Source organism: Streptomyces winkii (assembly GCF_032248595.1).
Classification (GTDB): Bacteria; Actinomycetota; Actinomycetes; order Streptomycetales; family Streptomycetaceae; genus Streptomyces; species Streptomyces winkii.
The window spans coordinates 679,474-696,507 of sequence record NZ_JASTTH010000002.1 but is presented as its reverse complement, the minus strand read 5'-3'; the positions used below and the strand labels follow the sequence as shown (position 1 = coordinate 696,507).

Here is a 17,034-nt window from a genome sequence, read left to right as displayed (position 1 = left end):
CGGCCCGGGCCCGGCCCGCGCACGTGACCCACCTCGAATCGCCAACTCGGCGGAGCGCGTCGGCATTCGGCCACCGGCCGGTCACCGGTTCCGTCGCAGACCTGGTCAACTTCTCCTGCCAATCGTCTTGAATTCGAAGACTGCTGACGTATCTTGACTAACCACCCTGACCACCTGCCCTCCTGCGGACCGGCTCGTGAAGTGCGTGCTTAACCTCTCCCGACCGGCGAACTCGCTCCTGCCTGCTCCTGCTTGAGGTTTCGATGAAGCACATATCGGACGTGGCCGTCTGGCTCGTGCCGTTTCTGGCGGCGGTCGCGATCGCGGCCGGGACCGTGGCGATCCGCCACCGCAGGGAAGCGGCGCGGAACGCGCAGCGGGTTCGCGTCCTCGAGAAGCAACTCCGCGTGCTGGAGGAGGAGACGCTGCACCTCGTCCAGCACCGCCTTCAGGCGATGGCGGACGCCCAGTGGCGCGGTCCCCGCACCGGTGTCCCCGGCCCGCTGCACGACAGCCTGGCCGGTACGGACTTCGCGAACGCCCACGACTCCGTGCTGGAGATGTTCAGCCACGCGTGCGAGAGCGCCGAACAGGCCTCGCAGAGCCTGCTGTTGGCCGTCGCCCGGAAGCTGCAAGGGCTCGCGAACGGGCAGCAGCTCAAGATCAACGAGATGACGGAGCGCCATGACGACTCCGCCTTCCTCGAAGACCTGATGCAGCTCGACCACACGAACGCGCAGATCCTCCGCCGGGCCGTCGGCATGGCCGTGGTCTGCCGGGCGTGGCCGGGCCGGCAGCACAACGCGACGTCGCTCCACGACATCGTCCGCGGCGCCATCGGCCGGATTCTCGACTACAAGCGCGTCCACATCGTGCGTATCGGGGACACCCGGGCCGTGACGGGCCGCGTCGTCGAGCCGCTGGTCATGACGATCGCGGAGCTGCTGGAGAACGCGACCCGCTCCTCGCACCCGCGGACCCCCGTACAGGTGCACGTCCAACTCACGCACAGCGGGCTGGCGTTCGTGATCGAGGACGCCGGCGTGGGGCTCAACGCCGCGGAGCAGGAGAAGGCCACGCGCCTGCTCAACGACGACTCCCTGGGCATCGCGAAGCTGGGCGACCCGCCGCGCTTCGGGCTGGCCGCGTGCGGTGCCCTCGCCCGGCGCTACGGCTTCACGGTGTCGGTCGACACCGCCTCGGCGTTCGGCGGCGTACGTGCCGTGGTGAACCTTCCCCGGACGCTGCTGACGGACCCCGTGGAACCGCCCGCGTCGCCTGCCGTCGCCACGGCCGCGCCCCGCGCCGAGGCGGACTCGACGGAGGCCGCGCCCGTACGCGGCGACGGGGAGGCCGCGAGGCCGAGCGCCACCACCGCGCACGGGCTGCCCAAGCGGACGCGGAGGACGGCGGCCCCCAGCGCGCAGAACACCGCGGAGCGGTCCGCAGCCCCTGACGCCGCGCCTCGCACGCCGAGCCAGGCGGCCGCGGTGATCGGCGCGTTCCAGCGCGCAGGCAAGGCGGCGGCCGACCGCCTCGGCCCGTCCACGGAAGGGACTCCCGAGCCATGACCAAGAACCCGGACGCCTGGATGCTCAACCAGGTGCTGGACCAGCCCGAGGTGCACGACGCGATCCTCATCACCGCCGACGGCCTGGTGAAGGCGTTCTCCCCGGGCCTGGACCAGGACCAGGCCGACAGCATCGCGGCCGCCCTCGCCGGTGTGCAGTCCACCAGCAGCGCCACCGCGATGTTCTGCCGCGCCCCGGCCGACTCGTGGCGGCAGAGCCTCGTCGAGTTCGACGGGGGATTCGTGGTCACCATCCGCGCGCACGACTCGACGTTCCTGTCCGTGGCGACCTCCGGGGCGGCGGACGTCGGGCAGGTCGCGTACCGGATGCACGAGGTCGTCGCCCAGCTCGGACGGGAGATGGGCACAGCACTCCGCCAGGACGTCGGCAGCGGCACATGACCCACAGGCACAGGCATGATCTGGTGAGGTCGTTCGTGCTGACCGGCGGGCGGGCTCAGCCCACCGGCACCGCCGACGAACTCGACATGCTGACGATGGTGACCGCGGTCTCCGGCGCGTCCCGGGCAGGGTTGCAGCCGGAACATCTGCGGGTGATCGACCTGTGCCGCGGCGGCAGCCTCTCCGTCGTCGAGGTCGCCGGCCACCTCGGTCAGCCGCTGACCATCACCCGCATCCTGCTCGGCGATCTCATCGACGCCGGTCTGCTGGAGGTCAAGTCGGGCCTGAAGCACTCCGGAACCCGCTCGGCCGACGGCACGCCCGCCGACCCCGACCGTCTGCGCACCCTGGAGAGGATGCTCCATGGCCTCCAGGCTCTCTGACGGCGTCTACGTCCGCGACACCGTCCAGATCACCGCCAAGCTGATGGTGGTCGGTCCCTTCGGCGTCGGCAAGACGACGCTGATCGGGGCCGTCAGCGAGATCGAGCCGCTGCGCACGGAGGAGCTCATGACGCAGAGCGGCGCCGCTGTGGACGACCTGGCCGGTGTGCCGGCGAAGGAATCCACCACCGTCGCCCTCGACTTCGGGCGGCTCACGCTCGCCGACGACCTCGCCCTGTATCTGTTCGGCACGCCCGGCCAGCAGCGCTTCACGGGGATCTGGGAGGACCTCTCCCGCGGCGCCTACGGGGCGCTCGTACTCGCCGACTCACGGTTCCTGGACCAGTCGTTCGAGGCACTGAGTCTCGTGGAGAAGAGCGCGCTGCCGTACATCGTCGCTCTCAACACCTTTCCCGACAGCCCGGACTACCCCGGCGCTGAACTGCGCGAGGCGCTCGACCTCGACCCCGGCACACCCCTGATCTCGTGCGACGCGCGGGAACGCCGGTCCGCCAAGAACGCGCTCGTCACACTCGTCCAGCATCTGTACGAAGGCCACCAGGAGTCGTCGTGACCCCGCCGTCCTCGCCGGCGTCCCCTTCCGAGCCCGGCCGTCCGGCGGCGGCTCCGGGATGCCCGGCACACGCAACGCCCGCCGCTGCCGCCCAGCCGTCCGCTGCCGCCCAGCCGTCCGGGGCAGCTCAGGTGTCCGGTGCGGCTCAGCCGTCCGGGCTGCCGAAGCTGTACGACGACGCCTTCGCCGCCGATCCCAACGCGACCTATGCGCGGCTGCGTTCGCAGGGCGGCCCCGCGCAGTGGGTCGAACTCGCGCCGGGCGTGGAGTCCGTGCTCGTCACCGGCTACCAGGCGGCCCTGGAGGTGCTCCGCAGCCCCTACTTCAGCAAGGACGCCAACCGCTGGACGGCGCTCGCCGACGGACGCGTTCCCAGCGACAGCCCGATCCTCCCGATCATGGGACCCCGCAAGAGCCTGTGGTTCGCCGACGGCCAGGAGCATCTGCGGCTGCGCACCCCCGTCGACCGCGCCCTGGGCGGAATCGACCCGCACAAGCTGAGGTCCTGCGTGCAGCGCAGCGCCACCCGGCTGATCGACGAGTTCGCGGCGGACGGCACCGCCGACCTCGTCTCCCAGTACGCGGCGCGGATCCCCGTCATGGTCCTCACGCAGCTCTTCGGCTGCCCCGACCATCTCAACGGCCGCATCTCCACCGCCTTCCTCCAGATGGTCAACGCCGTCGAACCCGCCGCCGCGCAGGAAGGCCTGCGGGACCTGGTGGCCTGCCTGACCGAACTGATCGAGATCAAGCGCCGTACGCCCGGCGACGACGTGACGACGCGGCTGTTGCAGCACTCCTCCGACGTCACCCAGGAAGAGCTCATCGACCAGCTCGTGGTGATCACCGGAGCCGGCCAGGTGCCCGGCACCGCCTGGATCTCCACCGCCACGATGATGCTGCTCTCCGACGACCGCTTCGCGGGCGACCTGACGGGCGGAAGCCTCACCGTCACCGACGCCCTCAACGAGGTGCTGTGGCTCCACGCGCCGCACTCGAACTACTCGTTCGTGTACGCCATCGAGGACTACACGCTGCGCGACCCCGACACCGGCGAGGAGACCCTCATCCCGTCCGGCGTGCCCGTGACGATCAGCCACGCCGCCGCCAACCTGGACCCGTCGCTGCCCACGAGCCAGGCCCAGCGGGCCGTGAACACCGCGCATCTCGCCTTCAGCGCGGGCCCGCACGCGTGCCCCGCGCAGGACACCGCGGGCGTCATCGCCGAGGTCGCCGTCGACACGCTTCTCGACCGGCTGCCCGAGATGGAACTCGCCGTCCCCGCGGACCAACTCGCCTGGCGTCCCGGCCCGTTCATCCGCGCCCTCACCGAACTGCCCGTACGGTTCACGGCCGTCGGCGCGGCGGGGAGCACGCCGTCCGGTACGGGAGCGGAGTCCGCGGCGCCGATGCCGCCCGGTCAGCGCACCGGGCAGGGGCCCGGCCCGGCACCGGAGCCGCCCGCCCCCGCGGAGACGGCCGCACCCCCGAAGCGCCGGAGGGGCCTGCTGGCACGGCGCGGGCGCTGACCGGCGGCCGGCGCGCGCACCCTCGCCGGGCGCTTCACCGCACGGGCGAACCCGCCTCGCGCAGCGCGTCCTTGACCTGATCGATCCGCAGATCGCCGAAGTGGAAGACGGAGGCCGCCAGCACGGCGTCCGCGCCCGCGGCGACCGCGGCGGGAAAGTGCTCCAGTCGGCCCGCGCCGCCCGACGCGATGACGGGCACGGAGACGTGCCTGCCCACGGCCTCGATCATCTCCGTGTCGTAGCCGTCCTTGGTGCCGTCCGCGTCCATGGAGTTCAGCAGGATCTCTCCCGCGCCCAACTCCGCGGCCTGCCGCGCCCATTCGACGGCGTCGAGGCCCGTGCCGCGCCGCCCGCCGTGCGTGGTGACCTCGAACCCGGAGGGTGTGGAGGCGTCCTCGCCGCAGCGCCGCGCGTCCACCGACAGCACCAGCACCTGGCTGCCGAAGCGCCGGGCGATCTCCCGGATCAGCTCGGGCCGTGCGATCGCCGCGGTGTTCACGCCGACCTTGTCCGCTCCGGCGCGCAGCAACCTGTCCACGTCGTCGCCGCTGCGGACGCCGCCGCCGACGGTCAGCGGGATGAAGACCTGCTCGGCGGTGCGCCGCACCACGTCGTACGTCGTCTCGCGGTCCGCGGAGGAGGCGGTGATGTCGAGAAAGGTCAGCTCGTCGGCGCCCTCCTCGTCGTAGATCTTCGCCATCTCGACGGGGTCGCCCGCGTCCCGCAGGTTCTTGAAGTTCACGCCCTTGACGACGCGTCCGGCGTCCACGTCCAGGCAGGGGATGACTCGTACGGCCACGGACATTGCTGTGCTGACTCCTTGCGGGATCGGTGCGCCGGCGAAGCGGACGCCGGTGAAGTCGGGTGCGGGAAGGGCTCCTTCAGGCGGAGTCGCCGCGGAAGGCCTCCATCTCCACCTCCACCAGGACCCGCGAGTCCACGAAGCCGGAGACGACGACGAGGGTCGCGGCGGGCGGGGTGTCGCCGAAGATCTCGCGGTGGGCACGCCCCACGTCCTCCACGTCCCGCGCGTGCGTGAGGTACATCCGCGTGCGGATCACCGACGACGCGTCGAGGCCGAAGGTCTCCAGCGCCTCCAGCGCCTTGCCGAAGGCCGCCTTGGTCTGCTCGTACGGGGAGCCCTCCCCGAGCAGCTTCCCGTCGGCGAGCGGCAGCGTCCCCGCCACCAGCACCCGGTCTCCCGCCGCGACGGCGCGCGCGAAGCCGATCGTCTCCTCCCAGGTGCTCCCGGAGCGGTCGCGCTGCACGTCGAGGTCACGCCGTTCGGACGGGCTCATGACGACACGGCCTCCAAAGCCTCTTCAAGTGTGAACGCCCCGGCATAGAGGGCCTTCCCCACGATGGCGCCCTCGACGCCCTCGGGTACCAGCGTGGCGATCGCGCGCAGATCGTCAAGGGAGGAGACCCCGCCCGACGCGACGACGGGACGGTCCGTCACAGCGCAGACGTTTCGCAGCAGTTCGAGGTTGGGGCCCTTGAGAGTGCCGTCCTTGTTGATGTCGGTGACGACGTAGCGGGCGCAGCCCTCCGAGTCGAGCCGGGCCAGGGTCTCGTAGAGGTCGCCGCCGTCCCGCGTCCAGCCGCGACCGCGCAGCGTCGTGCCCCGTACGTCCAGGCCCACCGCGATCTTGTCGCCGTGCTCGGCGATGACCTTGGCGACCCATTCCTGGGTCTCCAGCGCCGCCGTGCCCAGGTTGACGCGACGGCAGCCGGTGGCGAGCGCGGCGGCGAGGCTCGGATCGTCGCGGATGCCGCCGGACAGCTCGACGTCGATGTCCATCGCGCCGGCCACCTCGGAGATGAGGGCGCGGTTGTCGCCCGTGCCGAAGGCCGCGTCGAGGTCGACCAGGTGCAGCCAGCGGGCGCCCGCGCGCTGCCAGTTGAGGGCGGCTTCGAGCGGGTCGCCGTAGGCGGTCTCGGAGCCGGACTCGCCGTGCACGAGGCGCACGGCCTGTCCGTCGCGTACATCGACGGCGGGCAGAAGTTCCAGCGTGGGCGCGGACGAAGGCGTGGACACGGGGGCGCTCCCGGCTTGTGTGGTTGGGCGGGGTGGTCGGATCGGAGAGGTCGGAGGGGCCGGCGGGCTTGGTTCGGGGCTCGGGGACTCAGATTCCGGGATTCAGGCTCCGGGATTCAGGCTCCCGGGATTCACAGGGACGCGGCCCAGTTGGACAGCAGCCGGGCGCCGGCGTCCCCGGACTTCTCCGGGTGGAACTGGGTCGCCCACAGCGGGCCGTTCTCCACGGCGGCGACGAACGGCGCGCCGTGCTCGGACCAGCTGACCTTGGGCGGGGTCATCGCCGCGCTCGTGACGGTCAGTTCCCAGTCGTGGACGGCGTAGGAGTGGACGAAGTAGTAGCGCTCGGTGCCGGGCAGCCCGTCGAAGAGACGTGAGCCCTCGGCGGGCGTGACGGTGTTCCAGCCCATGTGCGGCACGGCGTGGTCGGCGTCCGCCTTCAACGGGCCCACGGTGCCCGGCCATTCACCCATGCCCTCGGCCTCGACGCCGTGCTCGATGCCGCGCGAGAAGAGGATCTGCATGCCGACGCAGATGCCCAGCACGGGACGCCCGCCCGCGAGCCGCCGCTCGATGATCCAGTCGCCGCGGGCCTCGCGCAGCCCCTCCATGCACGCGGCGAAGGCACCGACGCCAGGCACCAGCAGCCCGTCCGCCGACATGGCCGCGTCGTAGTCCCGGGTGATCTCCACGTCCGCGCCCGCCCGTGCGAGGGCGCGCTCTGCCGAACGCACGTTGCCGAAGCCGTAGTCGAAGACGACGACCTTCTTGCGCTCTCCCCCGCGCTCCGGGCTCACGACCACACCCCCAGCCGCAGGATCCCGGCGAGCAGCGCCAGCGCGGATCCCGCGCCGAGCACCGCGACGACGCCCTTGGGCAGCTTCTGCTTCCAGAAGGAGATCGCCCCGCCGAGCAGGAAGAGCCCGACGAAGATGAGAACCGCCGACAGGCCCGTCACAGCGCGCCCTTCGTCGACGGAATCCCGCTCTGCCGCGGGTCGATCTCGCTGGCGTGACGCAGCGCGCGGGCCAGGGCCTTGAACTGGCACTCGACGATGTGGTGCGCGTTGCGCCCGTACGGCACGTGCACGTGCAGGGCGACCTGCGCCTGCGCCACGAAGGACTCCAGGATGTGCCGCGTCATCGTCGTGTCGTACTCGCCGATCATCGGCGCCATGCCCTCGGGTTCGCTGTGCACGAGGTACGGGCGGCCCGACAGGTCGACCGTCACGTGCGCCAGCGACTCGTCGAGCGGCACGGACGCGTTGGCGAAGCGCACGATGCCGCTCTTGTCGCCAAGGGCCTGCTTGAAGGCGGCGCCGAGCGCGAGCGAGGTGTCCTCGATGGTGTGGTGGCTGTCGATGTGCAGATCGCCCTCGGTCTTGACCGACAGATCGAAGAGGCCGTGGCGGCCGAGCTGGTCGAGCATGTGGTCGTAGAAGCCGACGCCGGTGGAGACGTCGGCCTTGCCGGTGCCGTCGAGGTTGATCTCGACGACGACCGAGGTCTCCTTCGTGGTGCGCTCCGCGCGGCCCACGCGAGCCAGAGTCATCGAGGGGTCTCCTTTGTCACTGCGCGTACCGCGTCGAGGAACGCGTCGTTCTCTTCGGGGGTGCCCGCGGTCACCCGCAGCCGGCCCGGCACTCCGTTGTCGCGCACGAGCACGCCGTGCTCCAGCAGGGACTGCCAGAAGGCATGGGCGTCCTCGAACCGGCCGAACTGGACGAAGTTGGCGTCGGATTCGGTGACTTCGAGCCCCATGGCGCGCAGCTCCCGCACCAGCCGGTCCCGCTCCTCCTTGAGCCGCTCGACGTAGCCGAGCAGCGTGTCGGTGTGTTCGAGCGCGGCCAGCGCGGTCGCCTGCGTGACCGCCGAGAGGTGGTACGGCAGGCGCACCAGCTGCACGGCGTCGACGACGGCGGGGTCGGCCGCGAGATAGCCGAGCCGCAGCCCCGCGGCCCCGAAGGCCTTCGACATCGTACGCGTGACCACGAGGTTCGGGCGGCCCTCGATCAGCGGCAGCAGCGACGGGCGGTGCGAGAACTCCCCGTACGCCTCGTCCACGATCACCATCGACGGCCGTGCCGCCTGCGCCGCCTCGTACAGCGCCACGACCGTGTCGCGCTCGACGGCCGTGCCCGTGGGGTTGTTGGGCGAGCACACGAAGACGATCTCGGGCCGGTGCTCCGCGATCGCGCGCACCGCCGCCTCCGTGTCGACGGTGAAGTCCTCGCGGCGGGGCCCGGACAGCCAACCGGTGCCCGTGCCACGGGAGATCAGACCGTGCATCGAGTACGAGGGCTCGAAGCCGACGGCCGTGCGGCCAGGCCCGCCGAAGGTCTGGAGCAGCTGCTGGATCACCTCGTTGGAACCGTTCGCCGCCCAGATCTGGGAGCGGGTGACCGGGTGGCCCGCGGTACGGGTCAGATACCCGGCCAGCGCGGAGCGCAGCGCGAGCGCGTCCCGGTCCGGGTAGCGGTTCAGGGTGCGGGCGGCGTCGGTGACGCGCTCCGCGATCCGCTGGACCAGCGCCTCGGGCAGCGGGTAAGGGTTCTCGTTCGTGTTCAGCCGTACGGGCACGTCGAGCTGCGGGGCGCCGTACGGGGTCTTACCGCGCAACTCGTCCCGGATGGGGAGCTGTTCGATGCCGGTCACTTGCTCTGCGGCACCCTTCCCTCGGATCCCTCGGATCCCTCGAATCTTGCCTTGAGTGCCGCCCCGTGCGCGGGCAGGTCCTCCGCCTCCGCGAGCGTGACGACGTGGTGCGTGACCTCGGCGAGGGCCTCGCGCGAGTAGTCCACGACGTGGATGCCGCGGAGGAAGGACTGCACGGACAGGCCGGAGGAGTGGCACGCGCAACCTCCCGTCGGCAGCACGTGGTTGGAGCCCGCGCAGTAGTCACCCAGCGAGACGGGGGCGTACGGGCCGACGAAGACCGCGCCGGCGTTGCGCACCCGGGCCGCCCACTCCGCCGCGTCGGCGGTCTGGATCTCCAGGTGCTCCGGGGCGTAGGCGTCGACGACCGCGAGGCCGTCCTCCAGGGAGTCGACGAGCACGATGCCCGACTGCCGCCCGGCCAGCGCCTCCGTGATCCGCTCCCGGTGCCGCGCGACGGCGACCTGCTTCTTCAGCTCGCTCTCGACCGCCTCGGCCAGCCCGGCGGACGGGGTCACCAGCACCGCGGCGGCGACCGTGTCGTGCTCGGCCTGGCTGACGAGGTCGGCGGCGACGTGCGCCGGGTCGGCGGTGTCGTCGGCGAGTACGGCGATCTCGGTGGGCCCCGCCTCGGAGTCGATTCCGATGCGGCCCTTGAGCAGGCGCTTCGCGGCGGCGACATAGATGTTGCCGGGCCCCGTCACCAGCTGCGCGGGCGCGCACTCGTCGGTGCCGTGGGCGAACATGGCGACGGCCTGCGCGCCACCGGCCGCGTACACCTCGTACACCCCGAGCAGCGCGCACGCCGCGAGCACCGTCGGGTGCGGGAGGCCGCCGAACTCGGGCTGCGGCGGCGAGGTGACGGCGAGGGAGCCCACTCCGGCCTCCTGGGCGGGCACCACGTTCATCACGACCGACGACGGATACACGGCACGGCCGCCCGGCACATACAGGCCGACCCGCTCGACCGGCACCCACCGCTCGGTGACCGTGCCGCCGGGCACGACGGTCACGGTGGAGTCGCTGCGCCGCTGCGCGCGGTGGACGATGCGGGCACGGCGCACGGACTCCTCCAGCGCCTCCCGCACCTGCGGATCAAGCTCCGCCAGCGCCTCGTCCAGGGCCTCCCGGGGGACGCGGACGCGCTCCAGCGTCACGCCGTCGAACCGCCGCGCGTAATCCAGGAGCGCCGCCGTGCCGCGATGCCGGACGTCCTCGCAGATCGGCCGCACCTTCTCCAGGGCGGCCTCGACGTCGAGCTCGGCGCGTGGCAGCAGATCACGGTCGATTCCGCCGCCGGCGAGGACGGCGGAACCGCGCAGGTCGATTCGGGAGATCACGGGTCCAGTCTCTCAGACGGCGTCCGGCCACCGGTCGCGCGTATCAGTGAGTGATACACACCCCTGGAGACGATCGTCGCCTCTGGAGTTCATACAGTCACTCAGCGGGAAAGAAGCGGACGGACCCCGGGCACCGCCGCCCGGGGGCACTGACGAGACGGGCGGGACCGGCCCGCGAGCCGACGACGAGGGGGAAGTGGACCAGTGAGCGAGCCGGTGGACTCCAGAGAGCCGCCATCCTGGCTGACGAGGGCCGAGTGGGGCATGTGGCAGGCCTTCCTCAACGGCAGCGAGTACGACCTGCGCAGCGGCGAAGCGGAGCTCGACGACCCCAACGGCGACCACGACTGGGGTCCGGAGCGGACGGTGCGCGCCCGCGTCATCGCGCTGCTGCTGCTCCACGGTCCGCCGCCGCTGCTGGGCCGCGTCGCCTCGCTGCACATCTACGGCGCCCGCATCACGGACGTGCTCGATCTCTCCGGCGGCATCATCGAGCCGTACTTCGAGATGCGGCAGTGCCGCTTCGAGTGCGAGGTGCGGATGTCGGAGGCGCGGATGCACACCGCGCGCCTCGTCGACTGCTACATACCGCGCCTGGAGGCGGCCCGGCTCAACACCGACGGCGATCTGCACCTGCCGCGCTGCTCGATACCCGAGGGCATCAAGCTCACCGACGCCACCATCGGCACCGACCTGATGCTCAACGAGGCGACGATCGGCAGCGGCCGGCGCATCCGCGCCGTCGCCGCCGACGGCATCACCGTCTCCCAGGAGCTCCAGGCGAGCTTGCTGGTGACCGACGGCGAGGTGAGCCTGCGCGGCGCGACGGTCGGCAGCTCACTGCACATGTTCGGGACGGTCCTGCGCAACACCAAGGGCCGCTACGCCCTGCACGCCCCGCAGATGACCGTCGAGCACGTCGCGAGCTTCGCCGACGCCAACCGGGGCCGCTCCGCGCAGCTCCAGGGCAGTTCCACGACGCCCGCCTCCGGCACCCCGGTGCCGTTCGCCTCCGACGGCGGCGGCCGCTGGCGTACGAAGCACTTCGAGTGCACGGGCGGAGTGGTGCTGGACGACGGGCGGTTCGGCTCCTCGCTCGTCATCGAGAACGCCCGCTTCGAGCTCAAACGCGACCAGGAGCTCTCCCTGCGCCGCATCCAGACGCCGGAGTTGAACTTCACGCCGCGCGCACCGGAGCGCGGCCTGATCGTCCTCTCCGGCGCCACCGTCGAGAAACTGCTGGACAGGGTGGGCAGCTGGCCGCGCGACCAGCGGCTGTGGATGGCCGGCTTCACCTACCAGCAGGCGATCCCGAAAGAGGGCCACTTCAACGTCCGCGAGCGGCTGCGGTGGCTGGCCGCCGCCACGCCGGAGTACTCGCCGCTGCCGTACGAGCAGTTGGCGCTGATGTACCGCAACAGCGGCGAGGACACCAACGCCCGTGCCGTACTGCTGGCCAAGCAGCGCCGCCGCCGGGAGACCCTCCCCCTGGTCGGGAAGGTCTGGGGCTATTTACAGGACTGGACGGTCGCCTACGGATACCGCCCGGCGCAGGCCGCGCTGTGGATGGCGGTGCTGTGGGCGGCGAGCGCCATGTACTTCGGGGCGCACCAGCCGGCTCCGCTCAAGGACAGCGAGTCGCCGCACTGGAACGCCGCGCTGTACGCGCTCGATCTGCTGCTTCCCGTCATCACCCTCGGACAGGACGGCGCATGGGACCCGAAGGGCGGACCGCAGTGGGTCGCGGCCGGGCTGATACTCCTCGGCTGGATCCTCGCGACGACCGTGGCGACCGGCGCGACGCGGCTGCTTCGCCGTCAGTGAGACGGCCACCCCGAAGCGCGTGCCCGGCCGCGGCAGCACTCGTGATCGATCGGGAGCACCCTGCACGCCCTGAAGGCTTTAGGCTTACTCGTTGTGACAACCGCGCTTCCGCTCTTCCCGCTCAACTCGGTGCTGTTCCCTGGCCTGGTGCTGCCGTTGAACATCTTCGAGCGGCGTTATCGCGCGCTGATGCGGGACCTGTTGAAGATTCCGGAGGACACGCCCCGCCGCTTCGGCGTCGTCGCCATCCGCGACGGCCGGGAGGTCGCACAGACCTCCACCGGGCTGCCGGACGGGGCGCCGCCGCCGGGCGCCGAGCCGACGGCCGGATTCGGGCCCGACCCGATGGCGTCCTTCTACTCCGTCGGCTGTGTCGCCGACGCCTCGACGATCCGCGAACGTGCGGGCGCGGCGGGCGGGCTCGCTTCGGGCGGTCCCGCCGGGGGTGGCTCCGGTACGGCAGGCAGTACGGACGACGCCTCCGTGGAGGAGGACGAGGCGTCCGCGGACGGCCCGGGTTACGAGGTCCTGGCCACCGGCACCACCCGCTTCCGGCTGCACTCGGTGGACACCAGCGGCCCGTATCTCATGGGCGAGGTCGAGGAGTTGCCGGAAGAGGAGGGCGACGGGGCGGGGGCGCTCGCCTCCGGAGTGCTGCGCGCCTTCCGCGGCTACCAGAAGCGGCTGGCGAGCGCGCGGGAGCGGACGCTGGCCGCCGGGCAGGAGCTGCCCGAGGACCCGTCGGTCGTCTCGTACCTGGTGGCCGCCGCGACGATCCTGGACACCCCGACGAAGCAGCGTCTGCTCCAGGCCCCGGACACTGCGACGCGGCTCGCGGACGAGCTGAAGCTCCTGCGGCGCGAGACCGCGGTGATCGGGAAGCTGCCCTCGCTCCCGGCGGCCGACCTCACCCGCGACCCGACCAGCCCGAACTGAGCGGACGTCAGAAGGCCCCGGCGGATGCGCCGGACGGCACGGAGCAGACGGGCAGCGCGACGGCGAAGAAGAACGCGATGGCGAAGAAGAGACAGAAGCAGAAGCAGGCGGCGGCGACTCCGGCGACGCTCGCCGCCGCACGCGCGGGCATCGACTTCGCCACGCACTCCTACGAGCACGACCCGTCCGCCGCCTCCTACGGTGCGGAGGCCGCCGAGGCGCTGGGCGTCGAGCCCGAACGCGTCTTCAAGACCCTCGTCGCCGAGGTCGACGGAGCCATGACGGTCGCGATCGTGCCGGTCTCCGCATCCCTCGACCTGAAGGCGCTCGCGGCAGCGGCCGACGGCAAGCGGGCCGTCATGGCCGACCCCGCGGCCGTCGAGCGCAGTACGGGCTATGTGCTGGGCGGGATCTCGCCGTTGGGCCAGCGCAGGCGGCTGCCCACGGTGCTCGACAGCTCCGCGGCGGCGCACGCGACCGTCTGCGTCTCGGCGGGGCGCCGCGGTCTGGAGATCGAGCTCGCACCCGCCGACCTGGCCGCCCTCACCGGTGCGGCGAGCGCGGCCATCGCCCGTACGAGTGGTGTGACCTGAGCGGACCGGAGGGCCGAATCGAGCGGGCGTCACCGCCCGTGACACCGCACCCCTGACACCGCACCCCTGACATCGCCCCCTCGACCCGGCACCTCCGACGTCAGAGCCCGCGACGGCCCGCGATCACCAGTGCTGCTGTGGTTCGCCGTCCTTGGGAGGCAGCGGTGCGGCGGGCTCCGGATCGCGGTGCCCGAAGACGCCCGTGAGCACCAGATGCGTCGCGAGCGTGATGAACGGCCAGACCAGCAGGGCGCCCTTGGCCTGGAGCTTCAGAGGTCCGTCGAACGTCTTGTTCTCACCCGCCGCCTTCGCCGACGCCGCCAGGTCACTCGACGGCCCGAGCCACACGCCCAGCTGCCAGGCCAGCACCGACCCCAGCAGCGCCCCGACCGCGAGCCCGACGACGACCCCGATCCCGCCCCCGCGGCCGCGCAGGAAAGCCACCACGCCTGTCACCAGGCCGAAGGCGACGGCCAGCAGCACGAACGTGCCGTCCGCCCCGATCGCCTCCTCGCCCTCCGGATCCTTGAGGAACACGCCGTTGTCGACGCTGACGAGCGGCACGCGCGGCGCCAGCCACAGCCACAGCAGCCCGAGCCCCACCCCGAGCACGATCAGGATCAGCACGCACAGCGACCCCGTCCGGACCTCGCGGCGCATGTCGGGCCGCTCCTCGACGCCGGGATCCTCGGGGTGGACCGGCCCGTAGGCCCCGTCGGACGCGTACGCCGCGGTGTAGCCGTAGCCCCGCGGGGCGCTCGGATAGCCGGGCACGCCGGCGGAACCGGAGGCGTCGGGGGCATCGGAAGCGCCGTACGGATAGGCGCGGTGATCACCGTCCGCGGGGTCGCCGCGCCGGTGCGATCCGGGCTGGCCGCCGCCGTACCGGCCGCCGTGGCCGTGGTACGAGGGGGACGAGCGACGCGAGTGGTCGGGGTCGGGTGAGGAAGGCGTTGGTGCGGTCACGACGCCATCGTGCCAGTCCCGGGCACCAGTTCGGGCGCCGGGCGCCAGATGGCCCGCTCTGCGTGCCTTGCGGCTCGCGAGCGGGGCTGCTGCGCGCTTCGGTTCCGCGGAGCCACGTACACCCGCGGCGCACGCCCGAACTGCGCCTCCGCCCGGCGACACCCGCCACGGCGGAAACCGGGCTCAGCGGACCGCCGCGCGCCGGTACGCCCACGTCGCCAGCGCCAGCGACACCACCCCGACCGCGGCGCAGACGCCCAGATCCAGCGCCGCGTGACCCCAGTCCGGCCGTGCCTCGAAGGCGCGGGCCAGCGCCTCGACCCCGTAAGTCGAGGGCAGCAGATCCCGGAGCAGTCCCACCGGCTGCGGCAGCCGCCCGCCGGGAAGGACGCCCAGCAGCAGCGCGGCGGACATGCCCAGCTGACCGCAGAGCGTGGCGATCTCCGGCTTGGGCGCGAGCAGCCCGAGCGCCGCGCCGAGTCCCGCCAGTGCGGCGCCCGCCAGCGGCACGACCGCGACGAGCACCCACAGGCCGCTCAGCGGGAGCTGATACAGGACCCCGCCCGCGACGGCGGTGACGACGACGCCCGGCACCGTGAACGACGCGTACGCGCCCGCGGCGCCCAGGACCACGGCGGCGGCGGGCACCGGCAGCGTCGCGTAGTGGTCGAGGCCGCCGCCCGCGCGCAGCTGCCCGAAGTACTGGGCCAGCAGGTTCAGCGCCACGAACGCCACGACCAGGACGGCCGACCCGGCGACCACGGCCCGCGACTCGGCGCCGCCGTCGACGACGCCCCTCATCAGCACCATGATCCCTAGCGACTGGAACGTGGCGACGAACAGCAGCGGGATACGGGCGACGCGTGCGCGCGAGAGCTGCGCACGGTAGACGGCGGCCAGTGCGGATCCGAGGCGTGCGCGGGGAGCGAGAGGGGCGGGAGGTGCGAAGGGAACGGACGGCGAGCCGTCGCCGCCGACGGACCCGGTCCCGGTTCCGGCGCCCGGACCGCGGTCCGTGCCCTGCGCCTCCCGCACGGCCCGGTCGCCCTCGCCTCTCTGCCCCGACCGCGCCGCGTGCGCGGCGTGCGCTGAAGCGGCCGTACTCACACCTTCACCAGACCCTTTCCGCTGCCGCCCAGCGCCAGATACACGTCCTCCAGGCTGGGCGTGGCCAGCGAGAAGTCGTCGAGCGCCGCGAAGGCCCGCCCGGTGGTGACGACGTCGACAGCGGCGCGGGCCTCGTCCGGTGGCAGGCGCAACGTCCAGCGGCGGCCCGAGACGCTCGCGCGCCCGGCGAGACCGGCGACCCGCGGCACGTCGAGCGGCGCACGGTCGCGCCAGACCAGTTCGAGCCGTACGTCCCCGCCGACGAGGGCCTTCAGTCCGCCGGGGGTGTCGCAGGCGATGACGCGGCCCCGGTCCAGGACGGCGACCCGGTCGAGCACGGTCTCGGCCTCCAGGACGTTGTGCGTCACCAGCACCACCGTCGCCCCGCGCTGCGCGCGCCTGCGCTCGACTGCCGTCCACACCGCGCGCCGCGCGAGCGGGTCCATGCCGGTCGTCGGCTCGTCGAGTACGAGCAGGGGCCGCTCCCCCACCAGCGCCGAAGCGACGCACGCCAGCCGCCGCTGCCCGCCGGAGAGCTTCCTGAGCGGACGGCCCGCGAGGGAGGCGAGGCCCAGCTCGTCCAGGACGTCGTCACGCTCGCGGCGGGCCGCCGCGGCGTCCAGCCCCCGCAGCCGGCCGGTGGTCTCCGCGGCCAGGGCGACAGTCAGTTCGTCGAGCGCACCGGACTCCTGCCCGAGGTGGGCGAGGATCCGCGCGGCCCGCTCGGGATGCCGCACCAGGTCGTGCCCGAGGACCTCGACGGTGCCGGAGTCGGGCCGCATCAGACCCGTCAACTGCCGTACGACGGTGGACTTGCCGGCCCCGTTGGGGCCGAGCAGCCCGAAGATCTCGCCCTGCCGCACCTCGAAGCCGACCCCGTCGCATGCCCGTACGGCCCCTTCCCGGACGGACGGGTCGTGCGGGGCCGAGGGCCCGGTGCGCAGGAGGTTCCGGGGAAAGGCACCGCGCCGGCGCCTGCTCGCCGGATAGGTCTTGACGAGGCCGGCTATGCGCACGGCGGCCCGCGTCGGCGTCCGTACGCTCTCCGCCGTCTGCTGCCGTGTGCCGGTTCCCACGAGCGACGAGCCTACGCTCCGGTGGCCGCGGCGTTTCCGGAA

The 17,034-nt window shown here is 72.5% G+C and carries 19 protein-coding genes; 8 read left to right on the top strand and 11 right to left on the bottom strand.

What is annotated here, in order from left to right; all coding sequences use genetic code 11:
* Nucleotides 1-263 precede the first annotated feature (263 nt).
* The 5 genes from QQM67_RS07340 to QQM67_RS07320 all read left to right on the top strand — a co-directional run bounded on the left by QQM67_RS07340 (nucleotide 264) and on the right by QQM67_RS07320 (nucleotide 4,458).
* Nucleotides 264-1,571 (top strand): ATP-binding protein, encoded by a 1,308-nt coding sequence (locus QQM67_RS07340; protein WP_314172778.1) that lies wholly within the window; start codon nucleotides 264-266, stop codon nucleotides 1,569-1,571.
* Nucleotides 1,568-1,972, top strand: coding sequence for a roadblock/LC7 domain-containing protein (locus tag QQM67_RS07335; protein WP_314172777.1), 405 nt, complete (start codon nucleotides 1,568-1,570; stop codon nucleotides 1,970-1,972). The genes QQM67_RS07340 and QQM67_RS07335 overlap by 4 nt, the downstream gene beginning before the upstream one ends.
* Entirely contained in the window at nucleotides 1,969-2,355 is a 387-nt protein-coding gene (locus QQM67_RS07330; protein WP_314172776.1) for a DUF742 domain-containing protein, read from the top strand. Before QQM67_RS07335 ends, QQM67_RS07330 begins: the two co-directional genes overlap by 4 nt.
* Nucleotides 2,336-2,929 (top strand): GTP-binding protein, encoded by a 594-nt coding sequence (locus tag QQM67_RS07325; RefSeq protein WP_314172775.1) that lies wholly within the window; start codon nucleotides 2,336-2,338, stop codon nucleotides 2,927-2,929. The genes QQM67_RS07330 and QQM67_RS07325 overlap by 20 nt, the downstream gene beginning before the upstream one ends.
* A gap of 131 nt (nucleotides 2,930-3,060) precedes the next feature.
* Complete coding sequence (locus QQM67_RS07320; protein ID WP_314172774.1) at nucleotides 3,061-4,458, top strand: cytochrome P450 family protein; 1,398 nt, start codon at nucleotides 3,061-3,063, stop codon at nucleotides 4,456-4,458.
* Between the two features lie 34 nt (nucleotides 4,459-4,492).
* Here QQM67_RS07320 and hisF read toward each other — a convergent pair whose 3' ends face one another.
* The 8 genes from hisF to hisD form a co-directional block, all read right to left on the bottom strand.
* Nucleotides 4,493-5,263: an imidazole glycerol phosphate synthase subunit HisF gene (hisF, locus tag QQM67_RS07315; protein ID WP_314172773.1), complete on the bottom strand. Its 771-nt coding sequence runs from the start codon at nucleotides 5,261-5,263 to the stop codon at nucleotides 4,493-4,495.
* 76 nt (nucleotides 5,264-5,339) lie between these two features.
* Nucleotides 5,340-5,756, bottom strand: coding sequence for a RidA family protein (locus QQM67_RS07310; protein ID WP_314172772.1), 417 nt, complete (start codon nucleotides 5,754-5,756; stop codon nucleotides 5,340-5,342).
* Nucleotides 5,753-6,496 (bottom strand): bifunctional 1-(5-phosphoribosyl)-5-((5-phosphoribosylamino)methylideneamino)imidazole-4-carboxamide isomerase/phosphoribosylanthranilate isomerase PriA, encoded by a 744-nt coding sequence (gene priA, locus QQM67_RS07305; protein ID WP_314172771.1) that lies wholly within the window; start codon nucleotides 6,494-6,496, stop codon nucleotides 5,753-5,755. Before priA ends, QQM67_RS07310 begins: the two co-directional genes overlap by 4 nt.
* A 131-nt stretch (nucleotides 6,497-6,627) precedes the next feature.
* A complete protein-coding gene (gene hisH, locus QQM67_RS07300) occupies nucleotides 6,628-7,299 on the bottom strand; it encodes an imidazole glycerol phosphate synthase subunit HisH (RefSeq protein WP_399065620.1) in 672 nt (223 codons plus the stop codon).
* The gene (locus tag QQM67_RS07295; RefSeq protein WP_314172769.1) at nucleotides 7,290-7,454 is read right to left on the bottom strand and encodes a hypothetical protein; all 165 of its coding nucleotides are present in this window, start codon (nucleotides 7,452-7,454) and stop codon (nucleotides 7,290-7,292) included. The genes hisH and QQM67_RS07295 overlap by 10 nt, the downstream gene beginning before the upstream one ends.
* Nucleotides 7,451-8,041 (bottom strand): imidazoleglycerol-phosphate dehydratase HisB, encoded by a 591-nt coding sequence (gene hisB, locus QQM67_RS07290; RefSeq protein ID WP_314173021.1) that lies wholly within the window; start codon nucleotides 8,039-8,041, stop codon nucleotides 7,451-7,453. The genes QQM67_RS07295 and hisB overlap by 4 nt, the downstream gene beginning before the upstream one ends.
* A gap of 2 nt (nucleotides 8,042-8,043) precedes the next feature.
* Nucleotides 8,044-9,150 (bottom strand): histidinol-phosphate transaminase, encoded by a 1,107-nt coding sequence (locus QQM67_RS07285; protein ID WP_314172768.1) that lies wholly within the window; start codon nucleotides 9,148-9,150, stop codon nucleotides 8,044-8,046.
* Entirely contained in the window at nucleotides 9,147-10,490 is a 1,344-nt protein-coding gene (hisD, locus tag QQM67_RS07280; RefSeq protein WP_314172767.1) for a histidinol dehydrogenase, read from the bottom strand. Before hisD ends, QQM67_RS07285 begins: the two co-directional genes overlap by 4 nt.
* Before the next feature lie 264 nt (nucleotides 10,491-10,754).
* Between hisD and QQM67_RS07275 the strand changes: the two genes are divergently transcribed.
* The 3 genes from QQM67_RS07275 (at nucleotide 10,755) to ybaK (ending at nucleotide 13,843) form a co-directional block, all read left to right on the top strand.
* Nucleotides 10,755-12,314 (top strand): oxidoreductase, encoded by a 1,560-nt coding sequence (locus QQM67_RS07275; protein ID WP_314173020.1) that lies wholly within the window; start codon nucleotides 10,755-10,757, stop codon nucleotides 12,312-12,314.
* 93 nt (nucleotides 12,315-12,407) lie between these two features.
* Complete coding sequence (locus QQM67_RS07270) at nucleotides 12,408-13,250, top strand: LON peptidase substrate-binding domain-containing protein (RefSeq protein WP_314172766.1); 843 nt, start codon at nucleotides 12,408-12,410, stop codon at nucleotides 13,248-13,250.
* 77 nt (nucleotides 13,251-13,327) lie between these two features.
* On the top strand, nucleotides 13,328-13,843 hold the full coding sequence (gene ybaK / locus QQM67_RS07265; protein WP_314172765.1) for a Cys-tRNA(Pro) deacylase: 516 nt from the start codon (nucleotides 13,328-13,330) through the stop codon (nucleotides 13,841-13,843).
* A 123-nt stretch (nucleotides 13,844-13,966) separates the two neighbouring features.
* On the opposite strand, the gene QQM67_RS07260 is transcribed toward ybaK, so the two are convergent.
* The 3 genes from QQM67_RS07260 to QQM67_RS07250 all read right to left on the bottom strand — a co-directional run bounded on the left by QQM67_RS07260 (nucleotide 13,967) and on the right by QQM67_RS07250 (nucleotide 16,992).
* Entirely contained in the window at nucleotides 13,967-14,809 is an 843-nt protein-coding gene (locus QQM67_RS07260) for a hypothetical protein (protein WP_314172764.1), read from the bottom strand.
* Between the two features lie 183 nt (nucleotides 14,810-14,992).
* Entirely contained in the window at nucleotides 14,993-15,709 is a 717-nt protein-coding gene (locus QQM67_RS07255) for an ABC transporter permease (RefSeq protein ID WP_399065821.1), read from the bottom strand.
* Nucleotides 15,710-15,912: 203 nt separating this feature from the next.
* Nucleotides 15,913-16,992 carry an ATP-binding cassette domain-containing protein gene (locus QQM67_RS07250; protein ID WP_399065613.1) on the bottom strand — a complete coding sequence of 360 codons (1,080 nt, stop codon included), beginning with the start codon at nucleotides 16,990-16,992 and terminating at the stop codon, nucleotides 15,913-15,915.
* Nucleotides 16,993-17,034: the final 42 nt, after the last annotated feature.